Annotated in this window: 22 protein-coding genes; 2 read left to right on the top strand and 20 right to left on the bottom strand. The window is 30.7% G+C overall.

Annotation, left to right across the window (positions count from 1 at the left end; translation table 11 throughout):
* Positions 1 to 201: 201 nt before the first annotated feature.
* Positions 202 to 927 carry a zinc dependent phospholipase C family protein gene (locus JHL18_RS11410; RefSeq protein WP_200269242.1) on the bottom strand — a complete coding sequence of 242 codons (726 nt, stop codon included), beginning with the start codon at positions 925 to 927 and terminating at the stop codon, positions 202 to 204.
* A gap of 145 nt (positions 928 to 1,072) precedes the next feature.
* Positions 1,073 to 2,347 carry a PQQ-dependent sugar dehydrogenase family protein gene (locus JHL18_RS11405; RefSeq protein ID WP_200269240.1) on the bottom strand — a complete coding sequence of 425 codons (1,275 nt, stop codon included), beginning with the start codon at positions 2,345 to 2,347 and terminating at the stop codon, positions 1,073 to 1,075.
* A gap of 127 nt (positions 2,348 to 2,474) precedes the next feature.
* On the opposite strand from JHL18_RS11405, the gene spoVB reads away from it, so the two are divergent.
* Positions 2,475 to 3,971, top strand: coding sequence for a stage V sporulation protein B (gene spoVB, locus JHL18_RS11400; RefSeq protein ID WP_200269238.1), 1,497 nt, complete (start codon positions 2,475 to 2,477; stop codon positions 3,969 to 3,971).
* A 141-nt stretch (positions 3,972 to 4,112) separates the two neighbouring features.
* Here spoVB and JHL18_RS11395 read toward each other — a convergent pair whose 3' ends face one another.
* The 8 genes from JHL18_RS11395 to JHL18_RS11360 form a co-directional block, all read right to left on the bottom strand.
* Positions 4,113 to 5,723, bottom strand: coding sequence for a putative polysaccharide biosynthesis protein (locus JHL18_RS11395; protein ID WP_200269236.1), 1,611 nt, complete (start codon positions 5,721 to 5,723; stop codon positions 4,113 to 4,115).
* Between the two features lie 13 nt (positions 5,724 to 5,736).
* The gene (locus tag JHL18_RS11390; RefSeq protein ID WP_200269234.1) at positions 5,737 to 6,702 is read right to left on the bottom strand and encodes an RluA family pseudouridine synthase; all 966 of its coding nucleotides are present in this window, start codon (positions 6,700 to 6,702) and stop codon (positions 5,737 to 5,739) included.
* Positions 6,703 to 6,754: 52 nt separating this feature from the next.
* Positions 6,755 to 7,945, bottom strand: a complete 1,191-nt coding sequence (locus tag JHL18_RS11385) for a M20 metallopeptidase family protein (protein WP_200269232.1) — start codon at positions 7,943 to 7,945, stop codon at positions 6,755 to 6,757.
* Between the two features lie 12 nt (positions 7,946 to 7,957).
* Positions 7,958 to 9,952 carry a cell division protein FtsA gene (locus JHL18_RS11380; protein WP_200269230.1) on the bottom strand — a complete coding sequence of 665 codons (1,995 nt, stop codon included), beginning with the start codon at positions 9,950 to 9,952 and terminating at the stop codon, positions 7,958 to 7,960.
* A 289-nt stretch (positions 9,953 to 10,241) separates the two neighbouring features.
* Positions 10,242 to 10,718 (bottom strand): hypothetical protein, encoded by a 477-nt coding sequence (locus JHL18_RS11375; RefSeq protein WP_200269228.1) that lies wholly within the window; start codon positions 10,716 to 10,718, stop codon positions 10,242 to 10,244.
* A gap of 134 nt (positions 10,719 to 10,852) precedes the next feature.
* Positions 10,853 to 11,326, bottom strand: a complete 474-nt coding sequence (locus JHL18_RS11370; protein WP_200269226.1) for a hypothetical protein — start codon at positions 11,324 to 11,326, stop codon at positions 10,853 to 10,855.
* A gap of 421 nt (positions 11,327 to 11,747) precedes the next feature.
* Complete coding sequence (locus JHL18_RS11365) at positions 11,748 to 12,410, bottom strand: permease prefix domain 1-containing protein (RefSeq protein ID WP_200269224.1); 663 nt, start codon at positions 12,408 to 12,410, stop codon at positions 11,748 to 11,750.
* Positions 12,400 to 12,744 (bottom strand): PadR family transcriptional regulator, encoded by a 345-nt coding sequence (locus JHL18_RS11360; protein WP_200269222.1) that lies wholly within the window; start codon positions 12,742 to 12,744, stop codon positions 12,400 to 12,402. The genes JHL18_RS11365 and JHL18_RS11360 overlap by 11 nt, the downstream gene beginning before the upstream one ends.
* Positions 12,745 to 13,541: 797 nt before the next feature.
* Between JHL18_RS11360 and JHL18_RS11355 the strand changes: the two genes are divergently transcribed.
* On the top strand, positions 13,542 to 14,381 hold the full coding sequence (locus JHL18_RS11355; protein WP_200269220.1) for a class I SAM-dependent methyltransferase: 840 nt from the start codon (positions 13,542 to 13,544) through the stop codon (positions 14,379 to 14,381).
* Between the two features lie 726 nt (positions 14,382 to 15,107).
* On the opposite strand, the gene JHL18_RS11350 is transcribed toward JHL18_RS11355, so the two are convergent.
* From JHL18_RS11350 to JHL18_RS11305, 10 genes are all read right to left on the bottom strand, one after another.
* A complete protein-coding gene (locus JHL18_RS11350) occupies positions 15,108 to 16,106 on the bottom strand; it encodes a glycosyltransferase family 2 protein (RefSeq protein WP_200269218.1) in 999 nt (332 codons plus the stop codon).
* A gap of 61 nt (positions 16,107 to 16,167) precedes the next feature.
* A complete protein-coding gene (locus JHL18_RS11345) occupies positions 16,168 to 16,644 on the bottom strand; it encodes an HD domain-containing protein (protein WP_200269216.1) in 477 nt (158 codons plus the stop codon).
* A gap of 25 nt (positions 16,645 to 16,669) precedes the next feature.
* On the bottom strand, positions 16,670 to 17,668 hold the full coding sequence (locus JHL18_RS11340; RefSeq protein ID WP_200269214.1) for a Gfo/Idh/MocA family protein: 999 nt from the start codon (positions 17,666 to 17,668) through the stop codon (positions 16,670 to 16,672).
* A 25-nt stretch (positions 17,669 to 17,693) separates the two neighbouring features.
* Positions 17,694 to 18,641 (bottom strand): GTP cyclohydrolase I FolE2, encoded by a 948-nt coding sequence (locus JHL18_RS11335; RefSeq protein WP_200269212.1) that lies wholly within the window; start codon positions 18,639 to 18,641, stop codon positions 17,694 to 17,696.
* Positions 18,638 to 19,774, bottom strand: a complete 1,137-nt coding sequence (locus JHL18_RS11330) for a glycosyltransferase family 4 protein (protein WP_200269210.1) — start codon at positions 19,772 to 19,774, stop codon at positions 18,638 to 18,640. Before JHL18_RS11330 ends, JHL18_RS11335 begins: the two co-directional genes overlap by 4 nt.
* A 62-nt stretch (positions 19,775 to 19,836) precedes the next feature.
* A complete protein-coding gene (locus JHL18_RS11325; protein WP_200269208.1) occupies positions 19,837 to 21,225 on the bottom strand; it encodes a methyltransferase domain-containing protein in 1,389 nt (462 codons plus the stop codon).
* Complete coding sequence (locus JHL18_RS11320) at positions 21,222 to 22,244, bottom strand: hypothetical protein (RefSeq protein ID WP_200269206.1); 1,023 nt, start codon at positions 22,242 to 22,244, stop codon at positions 21,222 to 21,224. Before JHL18_RS11320 ends, JHL18_RS11325 begins: the two co-directional genes overlap by 4 nt.
* Positions 22,222 to 22,938: a PIG-L family deacetylase gene (locus JHL18_RS11315; RefSeq protein WP_200269204.1), complete on the bottom strand. Its 717-nt coding sequence runs from the start codon at positions 22,936 to 22,938 to the stop codon at positions 22,222 to 22,224. The genes JHL18_RS11320 and JHL18_RS11315 overlap by 23 nt, the downstream gene beginning before the upstream one ends.
* 18 nt (positions 22,939 to 22,956) lie before the next feature.
* Complete coding sequence (locus tag JHL18_RS11310) at positions 22,957 to 24,126, bottom strand: DegT/DnrJ/EryC1/StrS family aminotransferase (protein ID WP_200269202.1); 1,170 nt, start codon at positions 24,124 to 24,126, stop codon at positions 22,957 to 22,959.
* A gap of 30 nt (positions 24,127 to 24,156) precedes the next feature.
* Entirely contained in the window at positions 24,157 to 24,966 is an 810-nt protein-coding gene (locus JHL18_RS11305; protein ID WP_243277864.1) for an ABC transporter permease, read from the bottom strand.
* Between the last annotated feature and the right edge of the window lies 1 nt (position 24,967).

Raw genomic sequence — 24,967 nt, 5'->3', positions numbered from 1 at the left:
TTCGAAAAAGGATGAGATTTGTTCGTTAGCATATGCCAGAAACTACCTTGTATAACTTAAACTTTAATCTGGGATACCTATAAAGGGTTCCTATATCGAAACTTAATTTATACTTGTTCGAAAATCCCGGCTTCTGGGGATTTTCGGGCATGTATAAATTAATAGTTGAGTTAGGAACCCTATACTTAGCTTATATTTATTTTATAGATCTTTTTCTTTATCATATTTTACGATAATATTGTCGTAATAATATAAAAGATATCCAGCTGTAGTTATTTGAGCTTCTTTTAGTATTTCACTGGTAACCTTAAAATACCTTTGCTCTGTATCCTCAATATTCAGATATTTATTATGAACTTCATTTGCAAATTTTGCATTGTTTTTAATAAATTCTTCTACACTGTTATATTTTTTTATACCATTATTTATCCCAAAATTGTTATGATTAAATAACCTATCAATAATCCAAAGTTCAAATTTTCTATGACTTTTTAAAAGCCTGTTATTAACATGGTGTGGGACAGTCATATCTTGTATTAAATGTGCAGATGCTCCAAGAAAAAACAATCCTTTATGTTCTTCTCCATATTTAATCAAATCTACTGATTCATTATAGTACTTTTGACACTCTACCAATGCATTAGAAAAACCATATAAACCTTTCTCCAATTCATAATGAAAGAAATGATTAGTACTTTTGAAATCTTGATCTGCCCAAGTTACTCCATCATTCAACTGTTTTAAATGTTTCTTATAAAACATATGTGCATCTTCATAGCCATCATTTTTTAATATTTCTATTGCTTGTATGTTTATATATTTATGAACCACACAGTGAGTTTTGATTGCCACTTTCTTAATAGGATTTACAGCTACCATTACACTACGGGCCATTCTTCCATAAGTTTTTTCCATACGTTTTCTCATAAATTTCTCCTCGTTTCTACAGATGTACCCCTTCAATCCATAACCTTTTTCAAAATGCCTCTAACTTCTGATATGAAGATTTGAAAATTTAAGTTTTTTAAAAAATAGTAATCCATATACATAAAAAATCAATTTTAAACTATTTCTATGATTTCTTAATTTTCATTAGAATTATAACCATTACTAATATTATTACACAAAGAGAAAAAAACATTATATCTCTATACCCACTGACAAAACTTTTCTCTTCTTTTTTCACATCATACATTATTCCATTTTTTTTATCCAGTATATATATTGATTTTTTAACCAGCTTCATATCTTTTAATTCAATCTTATCATTAAATTTCAATATTTTTTTGTTTAGTCCATTGTTGTCCAAGTTATAAAGAGTGGCTTCATTTTTATCATAAAAAAACATAGAATCTTTTTCTTTTATAACTCCTGTACTATCTACTACTAAACCATAAATCGAACCAGCATTACTATGAACATAAAACGGAGCTGGAGGGTTTAGCATAGGTAACTTGCTTAAAAGCATTTTTACAGGTTTACCATTTTCATCAGTAAATTTAGGAGAACTTAATGGATCACCGCCACTATAATCCGGCCAACCATACCATACATCTTTCTTTAATTCATAAATATAATCGGTATCTCCTTGTACTGCCCTTAGTCCATTATTTTCAATTCCTCCAACTATGGCCATTAGAGATCTAGAGGAATTATAGTCCCATCCTTCAATATTTCTAATCCCGGATGAGAACAACTGACTTTTTCTATTTTTTATATCATATTTTATAACGCATGCATTTCCCACAGAACCTCTTTTTATCACTTGTCCATTTTTAGTTTTAACTCCATAACTAGAGAAACTTCCAGTATTATCTTGCCCAAAGTTTACCCCTCTTAGAGTAAGTTCTATAGGCGATATATCCGGGATAGAATTCTTATCATTAACTACCCCTGAATTAGTTGCAGAACTTATCGAAATAAATATACTATTCTCTTGTGCTATAATACTATATTTCCCTATATCATTGTTCCTCGGAAGATCACTTATTAAAATATCTTTCTTTTTATTTTCAAGATCATAGCCAATAAGTTTATTATCACTTATAAAATATAATTTCTTATCTTCATAAATTATTGATGAAACTTTTAAATCTTTCTCTTTTATTATATCTTCACTTTTTCCATCTGTCTTAATTAGTTTTATTCCATTATCAGTTCCTAAGTAAATATTATTTAAACTATCATAGGTAAAGCAGTTAGCATCTTTTATCCCCTTAAATTTTACGGATACACCAATCTCTCTATCTAAACATGCAATATCAGATTTCATTACATTATTAAAGATAAGAGCTGCTCCTATAAGGGATAGAATTATAGTAAAAGCAATTACTATTATTTTCTTCATATCTTCCTCCATTATCCAAGCTCCTATGCTAAATATATTTTTACTTAGTACAAATAATGATAACCAATGAATATTTGTCCACTTTTTTGAATAATTTTTATTATTGAGGCTTAGAGGAGTGATTATATTGGAGCAAAATAGTTTTTATAAAAATTCTATTCTTTTAACTGCAGCTAACCTAACAACTGGAATGTTAGGATTTATATTTTCCATTTATCTTTCAAAGGTATTAGGGCCAGAAGGAATGGGTCTTTACGGTTTAGTTATGCCTATATACAATTTGTTTATCTGTTTAATGACTGCTGGAGTGGTTGCTGCTATTTCAAAGGTTTCAGCAGTATATTCATCTAAAAATGATTACGGCAATCTGTTTAAGACAATACGAACAGTTGCAATGTTCAACTTAATTTGGGCAACCATAATAGGAGTGCTAGTATTCTTAGCAGCCCCAGCTATTGGTGGTTATTGGGTTAAGGATGCAAGAACTATAAACGCAATTCAGGTAACATGTCCTGCTATGATTTTCATTGCATTATCCAATATATTAAAAGGATACTTTTATGGCAGTTCGAAGATAGTTATACCTTCCTTTATAGATATCTTAGAAAAGGGAATAAGAATTTTTGTAATCGCACTCTTAATTTACTTTTTAAGAGTAAACTCTCTTTCATCTTTAGTTACAGTAGCTTATATATCTTTATGCATAGGTGAATTTCAGAGCTTAGCTTTATTATTTATATATTACAAAGCTATAACTAGAAAAATACCTGTAATGCCAGCAAAAAAAGAAGGACGAGCTCAGTTATTATTTGATGTTTTAGTAGTATCTGTACCACTTTGCATTACTGGGTTTTTAACAAGTATATTTTATACTATGTCGGCGCTAATTGTACCAAGAAGACTTGTACAAGCAGGCTTTGAATATAGTACTGCTCTATCTATGATTGGAAAATATGGCGGAATGGCTTTAACAATTGTAACTTTTCCTCTTATTATAATACAGTCATTAAACACTTTATTAATACCGGATTTATCTCAATCTATGAACAAAAAAGACTATTATTCAGCCACACGTAGAATAAGACAAGTTATAAGATTAGTATTTCTACTTGGAATATGCACTACAATCGTATGTACCTTAATACCAACCTCTTTAGGTCAGATGTTCTTTCAAAGAAATGACTTGGGTACTTATATAAAAATAGCTGGCTTCTGTACGCCTATTTCTTTTACTGCTGCTACTATGTTTGGAATCTTAAACGGACTGAGTAAACAAACTGCTATCTTAAGAAACTCTATAATTACTGAAATAATTGAACTAATATGTTTATATGTACTTACAGGCATTCCATCTATAAACATTTATGGTTATGCAATAACAGCTTTCATAGTTTCAACCTTAAGCTTGATATTAAATCTATATGAAGTTAACAAAGTCATTGATATAAATATATCTTTTGGTGAAATAATTATATACATGTTAATTGGTATTTTAACCTTCTATCTACTAACAGTTTTAATGCCTTTTTTATCAGGCATTAATTTGATAATAAGAAATATATTACTTATAGTTTCCTGTTTTTCATTCTTTATATTTGTATCCTTAAAACTAAAGTTAGAGTAATTTGATATTTACAAAGACAAATCCTTCAAACTAATATTGAATAAAATCTTAAATTACACTAAAAAATTATTAAAGAATCTATAAAAATTTACGATAAGTAAAGGGATGAGGAAAACCTCATCCCTTTACTTATTTATAAATCTATCTAAGACGTCTTTTTAAAAATCTTGGTAATAATTTAGATACTTTTGGTGACATAGAATCCATCTCAGCTTTTGTTATGCCTCCTATGGATATCATTGTATATAGATATACGATTCCACCAAATACTATGGCAATAAATAAAATCACTGAATTTACCATTCTACCTTCACCTAAATAAGTGTTCATTATTCCGAATACAGATATTTTTAGAACAAATATAACTGCAGTCATAGCTATAGAACTTAATATAGGCTTAGATGCCACTTTAAGCAAGGAAAACTTAAACTTAAGAGTTTTACACATCTTTCTGTGATTTAATATCATAGGTACAAAGAAGCATAGAATTCCACCTACCACTGCACCTTTGACATTGATGTCTCTGTATCCTATTAGGATATAATTAGATGCTATTTTCAGAACTATACCTACACATAAAGAACCAACTACAAAATAAAACTTATTTACTGCTTGCAAAACTGTATTTTGTATTTGAACTATAGCCATAAAAACAACCACTACTGATCCATACATCATAAGTTCATATCCTGTAGTCCTGCCAAAAAGTACTTTATATATCTCCGCACTTAAAATAGCTAGTCCAAATGCAGCTGGAATTGCTATGTCATAGCTTATTCTTATTGCAAACAATATACTTTCCTTCATACTCTTTTTATCTTTAGCTATTAATGCTCTTACTATAGCTGGCATTACTGCTGTAGCTAATGCCGTTATTATAGTCAAAGGAACATATAAAAGAGTTTTATAATATCCTAATATTCCATATAGAACATTACCTTCCACGTCTGTAAATCCTGCATGTAATAGTCTAGCGGTTACATTCCACATGTCTACTAATGCCCCGAAATTTTGAAGACCTGCGCTTAATGCTATTGGGAACCCATAGGTTGCAAGCTTCTTTATTATTGTCTTTGTTCTTATTCTCTTAATGTCCTTATCTTTATTAACTACTTGCTTATCGATTCTTTCAACTGCTGCTATGTATATTAGATAAACTATTGCTATAAAAGCACCTAAAGAAGTTCCGACGGTTCCTCCTGCACTTCCTTTTTCAACACCATACTTTATGAAAACAAATGCAAATATTAAACTTGCTGCCACATTCATAAACTGCTCTACCACTTGAGATACAGCTAAAGGTCCCATAAGTCTTCTTCCTTGGAAATACCCTCTGTATGCACATAAAACAGATGTTACCGCTATAGCAGGTGCTAAAGTTATAAGTCCTATATATATATCTGGATTATGACTTTTTTGAGCTATAAACTTAGCACTGGCTATAAGTACAAGTGTAATTCCAGTTCCTAAAAGAAGTAATAGTGTTCTTGCTAATCTAAAGGTTCTCTGAGCATCTCTATGGTTTTCAACTGCTGAAAGCTCAGATATATATTTTGCTATTGCTGTCTGCATTCCGAGATTTAAAACAGCATAAAGAAAGGTAAAGACCTCATAAGTCTTTTGATATATACCATATCCTCCAGTTCCAATTATCCCTTGAAGCAAAGGTACATATAGCAAAGACAAAAGCTTTGCTAATATGCCTGCTAATGAAAGTATGGCAAATCCTTTAGTGGTTGATTGCTCTTTCATAATATACCCCTAACTAAATAACAAATTTAAATACGTCCTTTTTCACCTTTTTAAACATAGGAGGAAGACCTTCAGCTACAGTTTTATTATTTAGATAGCTGAACTTTTCTGGTACATCCCTAAATATAACCTTATATGCATATAAAAATTGATAATTAAGTCCAAATTTGTTTTCAAAGAAATTATTTAGCTTTTTGTCACCGTACTTAGGATCACCTATAATAGGATTATTCAAATGCGCTAAATGGGCTCTTAGTTGATGACTTCTACCTGTAATTAATTCTAATTCTATAAGTGAATATGCACCATTACTTTGAATAGTCTTAACATCCATAGCTATTTCCTTAGTATCTGGAACATATTTGTCATATACAGTAGCAGTATTATTTTCATCATCTTTAGATATATATGCTTCGTATTTGCCGTCTTTGATTCTACCTCTAACTAAAGCAGTATAATACTTCTGTATTTTTCTTTCTCTTATCATTTCATTAAGAAGCTTTAAAGATTCAAAGTTCTTTCCAAAAAATACTATTCCAGATGTATTTCTATCTAATCTATTACATGGAGCTGGTGTAAAGGTAAGTTCCTTTTCTGGAGTGTAATCTCCCTTTTTATGAAGATATGATAAAACATAATCCGTAAGAGTTGGTTCCCCTTCCTTCTTATCAGAATGTACCAACACTCCTGGCCATTTTTCAACTAAAACCATATTTTCATCTTCATAAGTTATCTTTAAAGACTTAGGATCTACTAACTGGAACTTTTCAGTCTTATCCTTTTTAGAATCTATATACTTAATCTCTATTTCATCACCAACTTGAAGTGAATATTTCTCCTTCTCTTTTTTACCGTTAACTTTAACATCGCCTTTTCTTAGTGCTCTAAATATAGCACTTAGTGGAACATCTTTTAAAAGCTTTCTAAGAAATTTATCCAATCTTTGACCTGCTTCATTTGTTCCTATTTCTATTCTCACACAATCAACTCCTAATTAAGTTTCTTCCATTGTTTAGCTTAATATTAATTCATTATCTTGTCAAATAATTAAATACTGACTGACACTGAACAGCTACTCCAACAGATAAGCACTGTTCATCTATATCAAATCTTGCATTGTGAATAGGTGCTGTAATACCCTTTTCCACATTTCCTGCTCCAAGCATAAAGAATGCTGCTGGTCTTTCATTTGCAAAGTATGCAAAACTTTCCACCCACATTCTTGGAAGCTGCTGCAACTGAACATTTTCTTCACCTATAGCTTCTTTTGCAGAACTTCTTACAAGCTCTACCATGTCATCATCATTATAGAGGCAAGGATAACTTTCCTCTATATCTATTTCATAGGTGCCTCTCATAGCAGTACATATACCTTTTACAATCTCTTCTAATCTAACCTTTGTATGTTCTCTATCTTCAGAAGACATCGTTCTTATTATTCCCTTTAACTCAACTTCATCTGGAATAATATTTTGTGCAGTACCACCTTGAATACTACCTATAGTAAGTACTGCTGGATTAAAAGGATTTATTTCTCTACTCACTATGGTCTGAAGCGCTAATACAACTTGCGCTGCAATAACTACAGGATCAACTGCATTGTTTGGAGCTGCTCCATGCCCACCTTTTCCTTTTATCTTTATGGTAAATGGATTTGACGCTGCATTGACCACTCCGTTTTTAATCATTATGCTTCCAGCTTCTAGATCTTCTGTTACGTGAAGACCAAGTATCGCATCCACCTTAGGATTTTCTAAAACTCCTTCTGCTATCATAACTCTTGAACCGCCTGTAGTTTCTTCTGCTGGTTCAAATAGGAGCTTTACCTTTCCTTTTAATAGATGCTTATTTTTATTTAAGAGCTTAGCCGCTCCCAGTAATATTGTGGTATGAGCATCATGCCCGCAAGCATGCATTTTTCCTGGAACCTTAGAACTATATTCACAACTTTTTTTATCTTGAATAGGAAGTGCATCCATATCACCTCTTAGTGCTATAGTTTCACCTTCTTCTGCCCCAATTGCAGTACCTTCTATTATGCCACATACACCTGTTCCTGCATAAGACTTATAAGGTATCCCTTCCTTATCTAAGAACTCCTTAACTTTATTTGAAGTTCTAAAAACTTCAAAATCCAATTCAGGATTTTCATGAAAATCTCTTCTTAGCGATACTAACTCATCATTTATTGATAAAGCTTCCTTAAAAAAGTTCACTTTCATAGATTAGCCCCCTTAATCCCAAAATACTTCTATTTTATCACCTTCACTCAACTTATCTGTATAAGATGCACCCTCTCCATTTAACAGAAGATTGAGTCTTCCTTTTACAACTGTCAAATCAAACTCAATATAATTAAATATATCTACAAAAACATATTCCCTTTTGCCTTTAAGCTCCTTTTTTTCACCATTTGCAAACACTTTAATTGTTATACCTAAGTCTTTTGATTTGCTCGGTTGTTCAGTAATAGAATTAATATTAGTTTTTTCTTCTACTATACATATTCTATCACCATTTTTTATTTCGTATGCTTCATTTTGCAATTCACCGTTTACAGTTAAGCTCATTTCTTCTTCTAAGTTTAATATGTATTTTTTAATTCCTTTTAAAGTTCTTGGATATGTAATCTTGACTTCATCATTATTCTTTATGATAGTGTCTATACTTGCCTTCTCTCCATTTATCTCAATCACAGGCTCTACTGTAACAAGCTTATCATTGAAATAACATATTATATCTTCTAAATCAGTTAGATAATCTATAATCTTAGGAGCAGCATCCTTGCCCTCTTGTGCATATTCAATCGTTACCTTATCTCCGTCTACAACTAAATCTTCTAAAGTTGCATCTTCACCATTCAACTTTATTTTTGCATTAGTCCCTAGCTGTCCAAAGGCCATTCTTTTAGATCCATTGATTGTGAACCTTATATTCTTCCCATTTTTGCCCATCAAAACTTTAGGATTTATGTCAGCATGGAGTAAAACATCCATTACGCTATGCTTATGAGAGTTAAATAAACTTATCAAAGTATCATTTAAAGAAACATCAATAAAATTATGCCCTAAACTTTTAATTGATAATAAGGCTATACCAAGCACTGTAACCCCAGAACTTCCTGGTGTTAAATCGGTACATACACAATCAGTTACAGCATCACGTCCTTTTATACCAATCCTTTGTATAGGTATATTTAACTTTTCACTGATTAATTCCTTTAAATATAGAGTATGAGCTCCACCACCAACTAAAAATACAGCACTAGGTGCCTTAGCCCCATTTAAATCAATTATTTTTCTAGAAACTTCTTCTGCTATTTTTTGAACAATAGGTTCAGCAAGTTTATAAATCTCTTCGCTACTTATAGTGTTTTCAAAGCCAATAATATCAGTATAAGCTACTTGTTCTTTTTCTGTAGATTCCTTCTTCATTCTTTCAGCTGTATTAAAATCTACAAGATATGCCTGAGCAATAGCTTCAGTAACTTCGTCACCTGCTTGAGGAACCATACCATAAGCAGTTACACTCTCTTTATTACAGATAGCTATATCTGATGTTCCAGCTCCTACATCCACTAGTGCAATGTTTAAAAGTCTTAAGTTTTTAGGAACTACTGCTTCCATTGCTGCAATAGGTTCTAGAGTTAGATTTACAACATTTAAATTTACCTTATTCATAACAGAATAAAGACTGTCCACTACAGATCTAGGCAAGAAAGTTGAAATCACCTCTACAGCTACATTCTCCCCCTTATGACCCAAAAGATTCGAAATAACATAGCCATTTAAATAATAATTTTTCACACTGTATCCTACGCAGTATAACTTACCATCAGTTGTCTTATTTATCTCTTCCTCTGCTTTTAACACTGCAGTCATCTCAAGGCTTCTTAGAGTGTCTTTTGTTATCTCTTCATCATTTAGCTCCATTTCCCCTTTACTTTCTACAGTTCTGAGGAATCTACCAGCAGCTGCAATAGCAACTTCTTTCAGTTTAAAACCAAGTTCTTCTTCTAGTTCTCTCTTTACTTGACTAACTCCTGCTGCTACTAAGTTTATATCATGAATCTGTCCATCTATCATGGCTCTTTCATCATGTTCTAAAAATCTTTCACATACTACATGAAACTTTTTATCTTTAACTATTCCCACTGTTGCCTTAATAGTTCTTGTCCCAATATCTAAAGAAAATATGACATCTTGCTCAACAATATTATCTATAATCATATTACCCTCTCTTACGTTAAAATCTAAAGGCTCACATTCTACAGAACATGAGCCTATGCTTAATTAAAATTATATTATAAATTTGTCAAGTGAACAACGCTTACTTTTGCTGTTTGATAGCAAAGTTTGTTGAAAGTGGCATTTTTAAAGTGTATTATAGTAATAAATTATTTTATAGAGCTGTTAAATTACTTTATCCAACTAAGTATATAGTCACCCAATGCTCTTTAGATGAACAACTCTTTAATTAAACATACCCATTTTATAAAAAACAAATTAAATCTATATCCTATCCCCCAACGAATTGATTTCCTACTGATTTTTGTATCATATCTTTAATTTCTTTATTCTCACCTACATAAAGTACGATTATGTTTCCGTTTTTATAAAGATGTGGTGTGTAAACCCAATCAACAAATGCATTTCCTACAATAGCTCCATCACTTCTTATTGTCTTTAAATCGCCATCCATCTGATCACTATTTTTATACTCATATACATTAATAAATTCTTCATTTATATTTATATCTGTCACTTCACCCTTTAAAAGCATATCGCTACCTTTTGTTATAGCTTTGATTTTAAACCCGGCTTTCTCTAAATATTCGATAAACTCCTTGCAGTTTTCAGCCTTAAGGTCTACTACGGCACTTTTTTCAATTGAAGCTTTATCAGCTGAATTGTTAGATATAGGCTTTTCTATAAAACCTAACAGTAATATCACTACAACTACACATATACTTGCAGGAATTATCACCTTCCTCACAGACATCTACTCCCCTCAAATTTAAAAGTTCTAATTCTTCCCTAAATCATTTAAAGATATACATAACAAAAATATTTAGTAAAAAACATCTTAATTAGTCTAAGTTCGAGAATAATTTTGATTATATACAATTTTTAAAGAACCCTATGTTCTTTCAGCTTAGCTGTCTTATCACCATACCAATACCCAGTAAAACATGATAATAAGCCTAACGGAGATGTTATTACCATTAAAATAGGTATATCTATACTTAATCTAACTGGTGCAAGAAAAATGTATCTAAATCCATATAGTGGACCTCCATACCATATATAGAATGGAAATAACACAGCCTGAATTAATTGATTATTAGAAGAAGCATAAATAGCTATAGCAGAGATTATATTTATCGCCCAATATACTACTATAAATTTTATATATTTATTTCGTTGAATTTTTCCCCAGTAAAAACTAAATAGTAACCATGCTAATAAAAATATTATTGAAATAAAAAGATTGAAACTACTATAGCTGTAACCTTTATAAAACTCAGCCCACTGAAAATATAAAGCAAGATATGTTATTGCAAAGGTAAATAGACTTATAATTGCTATTTGCTTCTTACTCAATAAAATCACCTCAAAAGTTTGATTTGTTTAAGTTATAAATCTAGTGATTATGCATAGACTTCCTAATATTGTATACGGATTTAAAGAAGTAAAAGTTCGCCTAAATAATTAATTATAAGTCATTGCTCATATTTATCTACAGATATTATTTAGTTATAATTTCGTAAAGAATAAAAAAACAGTAAACATAATTGTTAATGTCTACTGTTATCTAATGAAATATATTTATTAATTAAAAATAGTCCTATTTCTCACGCCAACTTTATTATTTAACTTAAATATAAAGTATCCAAAAATATTGAAGAAGAAAAATAACGCTCCCCAACCTAAATTTAATCTTTTTACATTGAAAGCATAAGTACATGCCCATATGGTAAAAAATATCCAGTATATTAATAAAGATATTATGCTGGTGTAATACTCAATATGATGAGTATCTATTTTCAGTAGTTACTATTTTCATTTCATACTGTTCTTTATTATGGTTTTGAAAAGAATATTCACTGCTTCTAAATTGATATAGTGCTTTATCGATTTTACTTTTATCAAAGTCTGAAGGATACAGATTTTTTAAAACCATTCTATTATTTTCTTCTTTATAAAGAGCAACTAGCTTTAATTCTTTTTTATGATTTTTCATTAGTTCCTCTACTTTATCTTGATTAACCGCAGAACCTTCTTGAAGTTTTAAACTCAATTCATTTTGTAGGTCATTAGGAAAAGCTTCATTTCTTACAGCATCTACTTTCTCATAATAGGCAAAACAGGATATTGATATTAACAAAGAGATCGCAGCAATAAAAAACGAAATCTTATTACCTCTATTTCTAACCTTAAAGGCTCCACTTAAATCTTCTTTTAAATTATCCGCATCACCAAACTTAGTTTCAGCTATATCGAAAGCTTCTGATTCACTATGTCCCTCTTTTAATAATTCAATTATACTTGCAGTAAAATTTACTTTCATCTCATCTCTAAAATCCCTAATAGTTTCCTTATCCTCTGATAAATTTGAAGATAGATTTTCTATGAACTTATCTACCTTCCTATTTAACTCCTTACTAATTTGCACATCACCTTTCATCTTTTTTCCCTCCCATAAATTTATCTATTAAATCCCTCATAAAAATCCACTGTTCATTTTTCTTTTGTATATAATCTAAACCCTCTTCTGTTATTGAGTAATATTTTCGTCTTCCTCCACCGCTTTCGCTATCATCCCAATAAGATTTTACATAGCCGTTTTTTTCTAATCTCTTTAATGATAGATAGAGAGTTCCTTCCTTTAATTCAAAGGTTCCATCACTAATCTCTTTTACCTTTTTTGCAATTTCATAGCCATACATTGAGTTATCCTTAATAAGACTTATCAATATGGTATCTATGTAGCCTTTGAGCATTTCCTTATCCATTTCCATACTTTTCACCTTCCATCCGCATATTAACATATAGTACTTAACAATGCAAGGTACTTAATAATAAAATGCATTTCTTTTCTCTCTTTAATTGCAAAATAAAAAAGTCAGTAAAGCTTTATAACTTGACTTTTACTAACCTTTTTAACAAAACTTATATTTTAAAATTCTCTCACAAGAAACTGTGGGAATCTCAGAAATAGATTGCGGTTCGAAGTTGTACGAGATTATGCTGAAGATGTATACTCGGTATTACTATAATAAAAGCCTTCTATTATTTATTAAATAAATGTTGTTACTTATAACTAAACGGACAAGCTATAAAATACCAACATTTATTTAATACAGAAGCTAATAGTATAAATTATATACACATACTTGTTCAAATTTATAAGATATGAGAGTTTGAGTAGTTATATTTAAGATACTTATAGGAATTTTATTTAATAGAGTTTTAAAGATTAAAGTAATAAATCCTAATTTTTTATAGAGGTAATTATAATTACTTGGGTTAGACTGTGAAAATAAGGCGATATAACTTATAAATTTAAAAATATTAATAATGTTCTTTGAAAATTGAATAATGCGGTGTAGAGAATAGTATTAAAACCTCCAAGTATCAATATATCACATGGACTGTATTGGTTATAAATGGTATAATTACAAGTAATTAAGTGGATATGCAAAAAAAACCTAACTACTGATTATTTATATTTTGAGAGGTGGTGGTTATATGAGTGAAAGCGATATTAGTGACATTATACCGATTATAAATCTAAAAATAATAAGGAGATGCTTTTATGAGTTACAACCCCGAAATCCCAAAAAACAGATATGATAATTATGGAGACCGTGAATGGACTCGTCTTGAAAAAGACGGCCACGGAGAACTTCTTTACCATGTGCATTTTGATATATTAAAGCGTTACATCAATCAAAATGACAAGGTCTTAGAAATAGGTGCTGGTTCTGGACGATACACAAAAGATATTGTGAAAATGTGCAAAGAACTAACTGTAGGAGATATATCAGCTCATCAGATAGAATTTAATAAATCTAAAACGAAAGAACTATCATTGTTTGAGAAAATCAAGAAGTTTTGTGTATTAGATGTGCTAGATATGGGAATTTTTGAAGATTCCTCTTTTGATTGTATTGTTTGCATTGGTGGAGTAATAAACTATCTTTTAGATAAAGAAAAAGATGGCATAAATGAAATGTTAAGAGTTCTAAAGCCAGGCGGAACATTGATTGTAGGTGCTATGAGTTTCATCGGTGCATCACTATATTACTTAGATGGCATTAGGTATGAAAAAGATCAATTTGGCATTGAAGCTACAAAGTGGGTATTTAATACAGGGATTCAAGACGAAGAACACTATCCTGTTCCAAGTAAGCACTATGTACATATGATGAGAAGTTCAGAAATGGATGCACTATTTGCCGATTTTCCTATAACTATAAAAGAGAGAAGTTCTGCTGGATTATTTACACAAGCTGGCGATTCTGCGTTAGAAAATGCTAGACAGGATAAAGAATTTTGGAAACTCCTTATAGAAAAAGAAATTGCTTTTACTAAAATGCAAGGAACTCTTGATTGTGGAATGAATATCATTTATGTGCTAGAAAAAAATAATTAAAGATGTATGTTATAATCCTAATACGAAGTCTAGTTGGTTCATAATCTTCTTATTTAACTCCACATAAATAAAAACGAATGATTAATTAAAACACTGCATTATTCAATTGAATTTTGCAGTGTTTTTACGTCGTAATTCAAAAATATTTTAATTATAATAAAATAGGCAACCTTCTGTGGTTGCCTAATGTTTTCGTCTGTAATCAACAGCTTTTTAAAACAAACCTTATGATTAAAAAGTTTTTTCCACTTAGTGTTATATATAAAATAACCAACTAAAACTCTAACATTCCTACCGTAAAAATTTGGATACGTTCGTATTAGAAATACTGACGTGGTTCCAATTAAATGCAAAATGTAAATAAAAAACACTAATACAATTGCTTTAGATTCAAAATTAGCTCCTTGCAAATTTATTATAAGAATTATGAAAGCAAATAACAGAGCTATAGTTACTAAAGATACCACTGCTATGATATTAATATTTCTCTTTCTCAATATATACTTTTAAAGTTCCCTTTACCCTGTACTTTTAAGTTCATAAAAAAAAGCAGGAATACTCCTGCTTTAAAAATAACGTGATATAATGACTAATCTAGTTGAATTTTACTGATTCAAGCATATCATAAGCTTTTTTCCTAGGATAACTTAAGAACATACTACTTCAGAACTGGAAAATCCTATTTTTCTAAAATAAATACTAATATTAGGAATACTATTGTAATAATTAGTATGAATTATTAATTTTTTTAATTAATTTTAGTACGATAGACTCCATTTCAGTTTTATTCTTAACATAATTTCTTAAACTTTGCGCTTCATCTAAATATATAACTTCCTTTGATACTGTAGCAAACAGATTAGTTTCAAAATCATTATATTTATCACAAATTCTTTTAACATTTTCCCTTAGTTCATTGAACGGATCACCGTTTTTGTTATGAATAATATGATAGTTTACTGCTTCATCAGTATAGATTATTTCATTTCCTTTAAGCTTTAATTGATATGCAAAGTCATTATCCTCGACACCCCATCCAACATAACTTGTATCAAATCTAACATCTTCAAAACCACTTCTGTCATATGACATATTAGCAGTCGTAGCAATCATCCATCCTAACTTAAAATTATGTATATCTTTATACACATAATCGTCTGCGACTGTTATGTTATCATCTGTATCTCCTAGACTCCAAGATTCAATAACATTGTCAAAGTCATTTTCCAAATCTATAAGACTAATCATCTGATTCAAATCAGATCCATACATTTTTTCAAAGCACTTTGTATTTCTCTTATATAAGGTTCTAAGTTTTTCTTCTCTCAAATTAAGTTCTGGAGAATAAAATGCAAGTATTTCTTTCTTATGCCCAATAATAACTTGATTTTGATTTTCTCTCAATTTATCATAATGATTTCTTACAAACGACTTTTCAGGAATTCTATCATCATCATTAAATATAATATATCTACCTTCAACGTGCTTTAATGCTTCGTTTCTGGCAGCAGAACGTCCTTGATTATCCTGGTAATAATATTTTATCCTTAACCTATTCTTATATAAGTTTACAATCTTTTTGACATCTAGATTTCCACCATCATTAACTATAATTATTTCAAAATCTTTAAAATCTTGTTTTGCAAAACCTATCAAGGTCATTTCCAAAGCTGCTTCTCTACAATATGTTGGTATTATAACTGATACTTCAATTTTATTTTCCATTTTAAAAAAGTAATGATGTCATAAACACATCATATATTCCTTTCTTAGATTTAAGTCAAGTTTAATACACTAAAACATCATTTTTAGTTATCCACTTACATTTTTCTCTTGCGTTACATATATAGCAACTTCTTGCCATAAAATCAGCTTGATAAAAACAACTTTCTAAATCATCTACTTCCTGATGTTGGTTGCCTCTATGGTTAGAAATTATCTCACTAACAAATTCAATTTCATCAACATTAAAACCAACCTCTTTCATAATACAAGCTGCAAGTTGTTTCCCCCCAATTTCATGGGGAATAGAAAACTTATATTGCTTCGCTCGTCCAATATCATGCAGTAAAGCAGTGGCATAAATTAACTCTTTATCTATAGATATTTTTTTCTCCATAGTTTTAACATACATTATACGAGCTACGTCCAAGGAATGTTGAATATCATGCTTGCAAAATTCCCTATCCCTTTCATATTCCTCACATAGAGAAATATTTTCCTTGAATAAAGGATGATTTAAAATTAAATTAACTCTACGCATCGTTTTTTCACTTTCCATTAAAATATTAATTTAAAACCATTTGAAGAGAAATATAGCTATCCTCCGCAGTACATACACTGGTTTCTTTATCATTTTCAATACACTCAATAAAATACTTAATTTCATCACAATACATTTTTATATATTCCTCTACAGTTTCTCCATATAAATCATCAATTTTCTCTATATGACAATTCTTATCAGTAATAATCTCTATTTCTCCATTTGTACAACTTATACTTGCTCCTTCAAAAACAGCATCATAACCTGCTTTGAAGCCAAATTTTTCTTGAGGCCTCCAACTGGCTTCAGCTGTAGCTATTACATCATCATATTCATAAATACTATCAACAAATCGTTCACTTACATATCTGTTGTAATCTACTGGCTCACCCAATAAAAAATTTAGCATATCAACATCATGTATATGCAAATCCATCACTATTCCACCTGACTTATTTACATCAAAAATCCAACTTTTCTCCATTTCTTTCGGCATTGAAACATGTCTAAACATTTTTATATGATTTAGCTTACCATAAGTGTTATTCTCTAAGCATTTTTTCAAAAAATTATACTCATTTGCAAATCTCAAACAATGTGCAACCATAAACTTACACTTACTTTTTTTCTTTTCATTCAATATTTCAACTGCATCCATACTATTTAATGCAATTGGCTTTTCACATATTACATTGAATTCATGCTTTAATGCTTTAATAACATATTCTTTGTGTAAATACGATGGAAGACAAATATCAATTATATCTACCTTCTCAGAGTTCACCATTTTATCAAATGATTCATATGCATGTAAGTCATACTCAAATGCCATTTTTTCAGCTTTCTCTAAATCTATGTCAACAACTGCAACTAATTCTGTATTACTAATATACTTATAAGATTCTGCATGAATTCCAGCTATATTGCCCGCTCCTATAATCGCCACCTTGTACATATAATCCCCACCTAAAAATAATTTTTCTCCATAATCACTACCAGCCTTTACTAACATCACTAGCATGTTAATACCATTATAACTAGGCCAGTTACTTCAAGCTTCTACCTGCAGACATAATTGACGCTGCTACAATGTTGTCACTATGAATTGACTCATAATTCCTAATGTTCAACAAATAATCCGTTATCTTATCATCCAAAATAGAATTCAGAGTTTCCCCAAGTGCTCTAACTATATCTTCTACAAACTTAGGACCTCCGCCAGTCTCTATAAAGTTACCATCATCCCAATAACCTCCAAGGTAAGCAACTTCTGTTACCCATTTTTCATCTGGCCTTTTAAGAATAGAGAAGGTTGGTGCTGATGCACAAGATGCAATGATAGACGCTAAATCTTCAATATAAAAATGTTCTCCAGGTGAGATTTCCACAGTAGCTGTAATTTCTGATTTTTGATTGTGTGCACCATATCCAGCCAATAACACTTTTTCTCTCACTTCATAAGACAATCTACTCAATTCCTCTAGTTCTTTTTCAGATAAATTGTTCTTTAATAAACTCATTTCCTTGGAACATGGGCAAAGGCTCATCTCGATAGCCTTAATTGTTAAATAATTACGTATTTCACCATCAATGTGCTTACTTACCATTTGGACATTTACAGTTCTTGGTGAATATAATTTGGTTATAGGTGTACTCTGTTTTAATATATAATCAAACTCAGCAATAATCTCAACACTTTCGGAATCGTGCGCCTTTAATAATTCATACGCAAACTCTTCCATGCATGAAAATCCTTCTTTTTCATCTTTATCTTCTATGACATTGTATACAGTTTGTCCAATACGCGACATATTTATTCCCTTAATATCTCCTACAAGTGAGCAATAAGATTTAATATTAGCCATCACAAACTGTATGTCATTACTCTTCATTCTTATTGGAATTTGTATCTTTATATTTTCTACTCCTACCTTTTCAATAAATAAATGGGGAAAACCATCAGTACTTTTTTGTATATCTGGTAAATTTCTCATAGTAAATCCTTTCTTCTCATAAGAGATCTATAAATACTTACAATCTTTTCAATAGTAAACTCAATATTATATCTTTCATAAAATAGTCTCGAAGCTTTCTCTTTTATTTCTAATCTTAACTCCTCATCTTGAAATAATTTAATTATACTTTCGAAAATACTATCTGTAGATGCTCTTGGAACAAGAACACCATTTTTCCCATCGTTGCTAATTAGCTCTGATATTCCACCTACATCGGATGCAACTATAATACGTCCACGACCCATGAGTTCTATAACAGACGTTGGTATGCTCTCAAAAAGAGATGGTTGCACATATATTTGATGCTTATATGCAATCTTTTCAATTCCTATAATAGGCTCATAAATTCCTTCAAAAGAAACATTTTCTTTAAGGCCTAATGCCTCTACCATACCCTTTAAGTGTCCTTCTTCTTCACCATGTCCATAAATATGCAATGTAGCATTAGGATAAAGTTTCACAACCTTCTCCCATGCTCCAAGCAAATAATCTAAACCTTTCTCGGGCGAAAGCCTGCTTACACAACCAACAGAATATAATGTATCATTGGAAAATTCCTCTTTTACATCATCTTGCTTAAGAATTAAATGCGGAACAACTTCTATTCTCCCACTATATCCATGATAATTTTTAATTCCATCTACCAACCTATTGCATGTTGCAATCATTACATCAATTTTATTTATAAATTTATGCAATTCTTCTGGATACCAATGGGCAGTATTTTTAGATGGCATAGTCCACTCAGTTGCTACTATAGGAATACTCTTTTCTCCACATAATTCTAACCATGATACAATCATCTTGCCAGGTGGATTAGTATGAATAATGTCTGGGTTCCATGACTTCAATATCCTTCGAACTTCTATAACAAATTTCTTTTCAATTGTCCTAGCTCTTAAGTCTTCTGTGAACTCATCTGGATAATAATACTCTATATTATGCTCATCAAGTTTTTTTATCCAGTAATCTATTCTTGGTCTCTCACCTATAAATACTTTTACATCTATCCCTATCCTTATTAACGACTGCACCAATACATAATTGTAATACTCAGTCCCCCCTAAGGAGCTAAAAAAGTCACAGAATAATGCAACTTTGCAAATACTCATTTTATCCTCCAAACTTCATATATACGTGTGATTTTCATTGCAAATTCAATGTTGCTCTATACTCATCTTTTTGTTGCTTTTAAAGAGAATGTTGCAGGTGTATTAGGAAATCCATTTGTCGGATACCACAACCCATTACTTGATTTTTCTAAGTAATTAAATCTTTGATCAACATAACCTGAATATTCATGAACAAATTCAATTCTAAATCCTTGTGCAGCTATTATAGAAATTATTTCTCCCAAAGTTCTATCCCAAACAATAATTTTATTATTTTTAGTTTCAACGTTAAATCTATCAGTAACACCATCTGCGTAGCTTCCAGACTCCTCAAACATACGTGGCTCCTTGCTGAAATAGTCTGCCACAAATAAAGGTTCTTCTACAGATAAAACTGATGATACAGGATGTAATTCATTTAAATATAAATACCCATCATCGTCCAGTATTTCATAAATAACCTTAGCCCACTTATTTAAATCTGGAAGTAGTGTAATTGCTCCAAAGTTCACATAAGCAATATCAAATTTCTTTTCTCCAACTGCTTTCCTTACTTCATAAACGTCAGAACAAACAAATTCGCATGTTTCACCACATTTATCATTTAACTCTCTCGCTATCTTTATTGAAGATTCTGAATAGTCAAGTCCTGTTACATTTGCTCCTAACTTGGCAAGAGAAATAGTATCTGTACCAATATGACACTGTAGATGAATTAAGTTTTTACCTTTTATATCACCTAATTCTTCAATTTCATAATCAACAAGTGAAAGTTTTCCATACTTTAGTTCATCAATGTTATAGTAATTAGATTTCTCATGTAATGGAGCCCTTTCATTCCAAAAGTCTCTATTAATCAACATTAGCTCTTTATCGTTCATATCAGGCACTTTTTTTGGTGCACATAGATCTTCAACACTTTCTTCACAATCATTGTTATTAACTTTATAGTGTAGTAACATAGTGCCTTGTGAATTCATACGTTTAGAATCTAACAGAAATAGACTACAACCTAATTCCTCCTGAATGTTCAAATGCTTTCCTCTTCCAAACATTTTTGGTTCTACAGTTATATAAATATCATCAACTAGATTATTTTTTAAAAACTCATAATTAGTCTTTGGTCCACCAATTAAGGCAATTTTATGATACCCCATTTCGAATATCTTATTTGTAACATCACCAGCTTCTCCACTTAAATGCACTACTTCTTCATTTTCGATTCTTTCATCCTCTAAATATTTTTTATCGTTTGTAAGAACAAAATAAGGCTTGTCCACTACTCTTCCAAAAAATGATTTTCTACCTGTAATCACAGCATCAAACTTCTCTAGAGATGTTCTCAAATGGGTCTGATCTTCTAACGAAGTCCACTCTGAAACATCCTCATTATTTTTAACAACTATACCATCAACAGTCATCACCATTATCATTGTTACTTTATTATTCATGCTCTCAACCTCTCTATTTCATTAATTAAACACTCAACAACTTCTTCCTTATTACAACAATCTATAGCTCTCTCTGTTAAACTCTTTCTAGACTCATCTTCTTCATCATAAATAAGTGAAACAGCATTTCGTAATAGTTTTTCATCAAGCCTGTTCTCAAAGACAATTTCTGAAATAAGCTTAATAACTTTTCTTAAATTTCCTCCTCTTCCTCTAGAAGAAGGATTTAACCCCTCCATTTTCAGTACTACGTAAACATTAAGAAAATCTACTAATACCAACCTTTCTTCATATGGCATCGTTTTTAACATCTCTTCATAGCATTCTTTAGCTCCTGACATCTCCAAAACTGGATGTCCATTTTTTTTAAGTGCTGCTAAAAATAATGTTGAGTCAAAAGAATGCTCAATAGCAATTGGAACACCTTGTTGCTCAATTATAATAATGCTTCCTATATACCTATACTCGTCGTTATTGAATATGGTATAACATGCAGTTTTCCCAATAACTCCATCAATTCCAAATTGGTGCAGATAATATTTATCTTGAAACAGGTCTTTACATACATTTACATCTTTTTGTTTAAAAATATTACATAATTGGATATCTTCCTCTCTTAATTGGACAAAAAAATTACACATATCAATGCGCAAAACATCAGCAAAAAATTCAATTGAATTTGATACCAATTCCTCTAAGTTTGTAAATTCAGACATAACCCCAAATGACAAAAAATATGAAGAAAAACATCCGATTCCTTTTTCTCTTTCCCAATAGTTTATTCCCTGGAATCCTAATGCCGGCTGTATAAGCATTATTTTTTCATCCAACTTCCTTCCATCAGTAAAATATGGTTTCATTACACTGGTTGTAGAATTAGTAAACCTGATACTTAAATCATGTCTCGAAACTAAACTTCTTCTTTTAATCTCTATATATCCCTTTTCACCATAAAACTTCCTGAACATGTCAGTAATATAACTTAGTCTTTTAGTTCTATCCTCTCTTATGCCATCCATTCACTCGCCACACTCTTTCATTTACAATATTGTCACCATCCATATGTTTTACATATCTTTTTATACGATCAATATCTTGTAGCATTAATTGAGATCTATATATTTTTAAATAATTACATTTTTCTTCAAAATATTCTGTTATTTCAAACGAATGCGGTATAATGTCAAAGTCTTTAGCAACCTTCTGAATTCTCTCGCTAGCTCCTCCATATGACGCATATGGTAAATCTTCATAAAACAAAATTTGTATGTCTTTTTCAGCGCAGAAATCCAATAAAAGTTTTACTACCTCATATACCATAACGTGATCAACATGTTCTCCTATAGCCATTGGAAAAAATATTTCACTGTATTTATTGTTATTTAGAACACTTTTTATTTCATTAACAATATTATTAAAGACCTTTTGGTCATTACTACTGGAATATGCTTCATTCCATTGCTTATAACCTCTTAATAATGCCTCATCATATCCTAAAAAAATATGCTTACACCCTATTTTCTTAACAACTGTTAGTTCTTCTTTTAAGTTTATACTCGTAATTGAAGCATAATCCATATTTTCATCAATAGCTGTCCATGCTGTATTAAATAAAGTAATTATTGTATTATTCTCATCGTTATTTGATTGCAAATACCCTCCTAGTGATAATATTGCATCATCTAAATGAGGTGAGACAATTAAACTAGCCATACTTGATACCCCTTTAAATTAAGATTTCTTTAAATACTCTAAAACTTTTTCAATTGCTGTTGTACTATTGATAATAATTTCTTCATTAATACTACTATCAGTAAATAACGTGAACATTCTTGCTGTCACATCTTCTACTTTTGGAAGATTTTCATAACCATATCCCAATTCTGTAAACAACTTAGTTTTGTATAATGGTTGTGGATATGCTATATCCACAGGCACTCCCTCAGCCCTTAATGCTTGTACAAAAAAGTCCCTCTTTGTTTTATACTCTTCAGGAAGCAAAACAGGCATATTATGATATACACTCTTGACATCTTTTGCATCGCTAGCAATTTCTAATCCCAATGGCAGTAAATATTTTCTATATAGTGAACCGTTGTGAATTCTAATATCATTATTAAAATCTAATTTTTTTAGCTGAGTACGGCCAATTGCACCTTGCATTTCAGTCATATTATAGTTGTATCCCAATCGAATATATGAATACCATGTATTAGAATTTCTTGGCGAACCATGTTCCTTAGTTAACCAAATTTGTTTAGCTAATTCCTCATCATTACAGGTAATCATGCCACCTTCTCCACAGGTCATATTTTTTGTTTCAAAAAAACTAAAACATCCAATATCCCCTAGATTCCCTGTCTTTTTGCCCATATATACAGCACCGTGTGATTGACATGCATCTTCAATAACATACATTTCATTTTCTTTTGCAATAGCGTTTATTTCATTCATTTTCGCTGGATGTCCATATAGATGAACAGGAATCACAGCCTTAGTTTTATTTGTTATCTTTCTTTTCAAGTCCTCTGGGTCCATACAGTAATTTTCATCAATATCTATAAATATAGGTTTTAACTTTTCTTGCAGCACAACTGATGCTGTTGATACAAATGTTAACGCAGGTACTGCTACTTCACTTCCAATTGGCAGATTTAATGACGCAAGAGAAGTGTGTAATGCTGCTGTCCCTGACGTTGCAGCTACAGCATAATTAGTTCCAACATATTCTCTAAACTCTTTTTCAAATCCTCTTACTTCCTTACCTCCTCTAAAGGCTGACAAACATCCATTTTCCACAACCCTTACTAAGGCGTCTTTTTCTTCCTTTCCAAATTTATTAATCATTTCACAATCTTTATTAAATACTTTACTACCACCAAAGATGGCCAACTTTTCCATATACCTCATCCCTTTCATTTATGTTAAACATTACGAACCAGTGCCAGAATATCTTCTTGCACACATCATCCAGATTTTATAACTTAAATAAAACATACCTACTCCCATAATCGGAGTCAGATAACAATAAAATGTTTTATATCCATTATCTAAAATAATCATACTGGGATAAAACGAAATATATCCTATTGGTATAATCATGGAAAATACAAATGTAAACAAATAATTATATACAGTAATAGGATACCTTGCATATTCCTTTAATTTGTTGACTAACTCAAGTAAACTATCGGAATTTATTGTGATAAAGCTGGTTGCTGCTGTTAAATTCATTAATGATATTAAAATTAGCGATGCAAAAATAGCTTCACATATAACTAAAATAATTTTAAAAAGTGTTATACTTATACCTAATTGTTTCCATGAATACCCCATTACAGCTAGTCCAATAAAACCTTGTATCATTCCGTTAAAATCATACGTTTCTGAATAATAATAAAAAAATGTATTAACTGGCTTTATACAATACTTAATAAAGTCACCAGTATATACCTTGTCTGATAGATTCCAGTTATTCGAAAAAAATACTTGGCATGGTGTTATGGTAATTAAGTAAAACCCATAAAAAAACATCATTTCATAATAGTTATATCCACCTATAGAATTGAAGTTTTGAAATATAATCCAAAAAGTTAAGTACCCTGCAATGTTTGTAGAAATCATAGCTATAACTGAAATTAAAAAATCCATTCTATAGCTCATCCTATTCTTAAGCTCTTGAATAAACAAATGCTTATATAGGCTCATATAGCGAACCAAAAATCTTTTAGTATTTCTCATT

The organism is Clostridium yunnanense (genome assembly GCF_016595795.1).
Classification (GTDB): Bacteria; Bacillota; Clostridia; order Clostridiales; family Clostridiaceae; genus Clostridium_AR; species Clostridium_AR yunnanense.
Note: the sequence above shows the minus strand (reverse complement) of the source record. Positions and strands in the feature narration are given on the sequence as shown.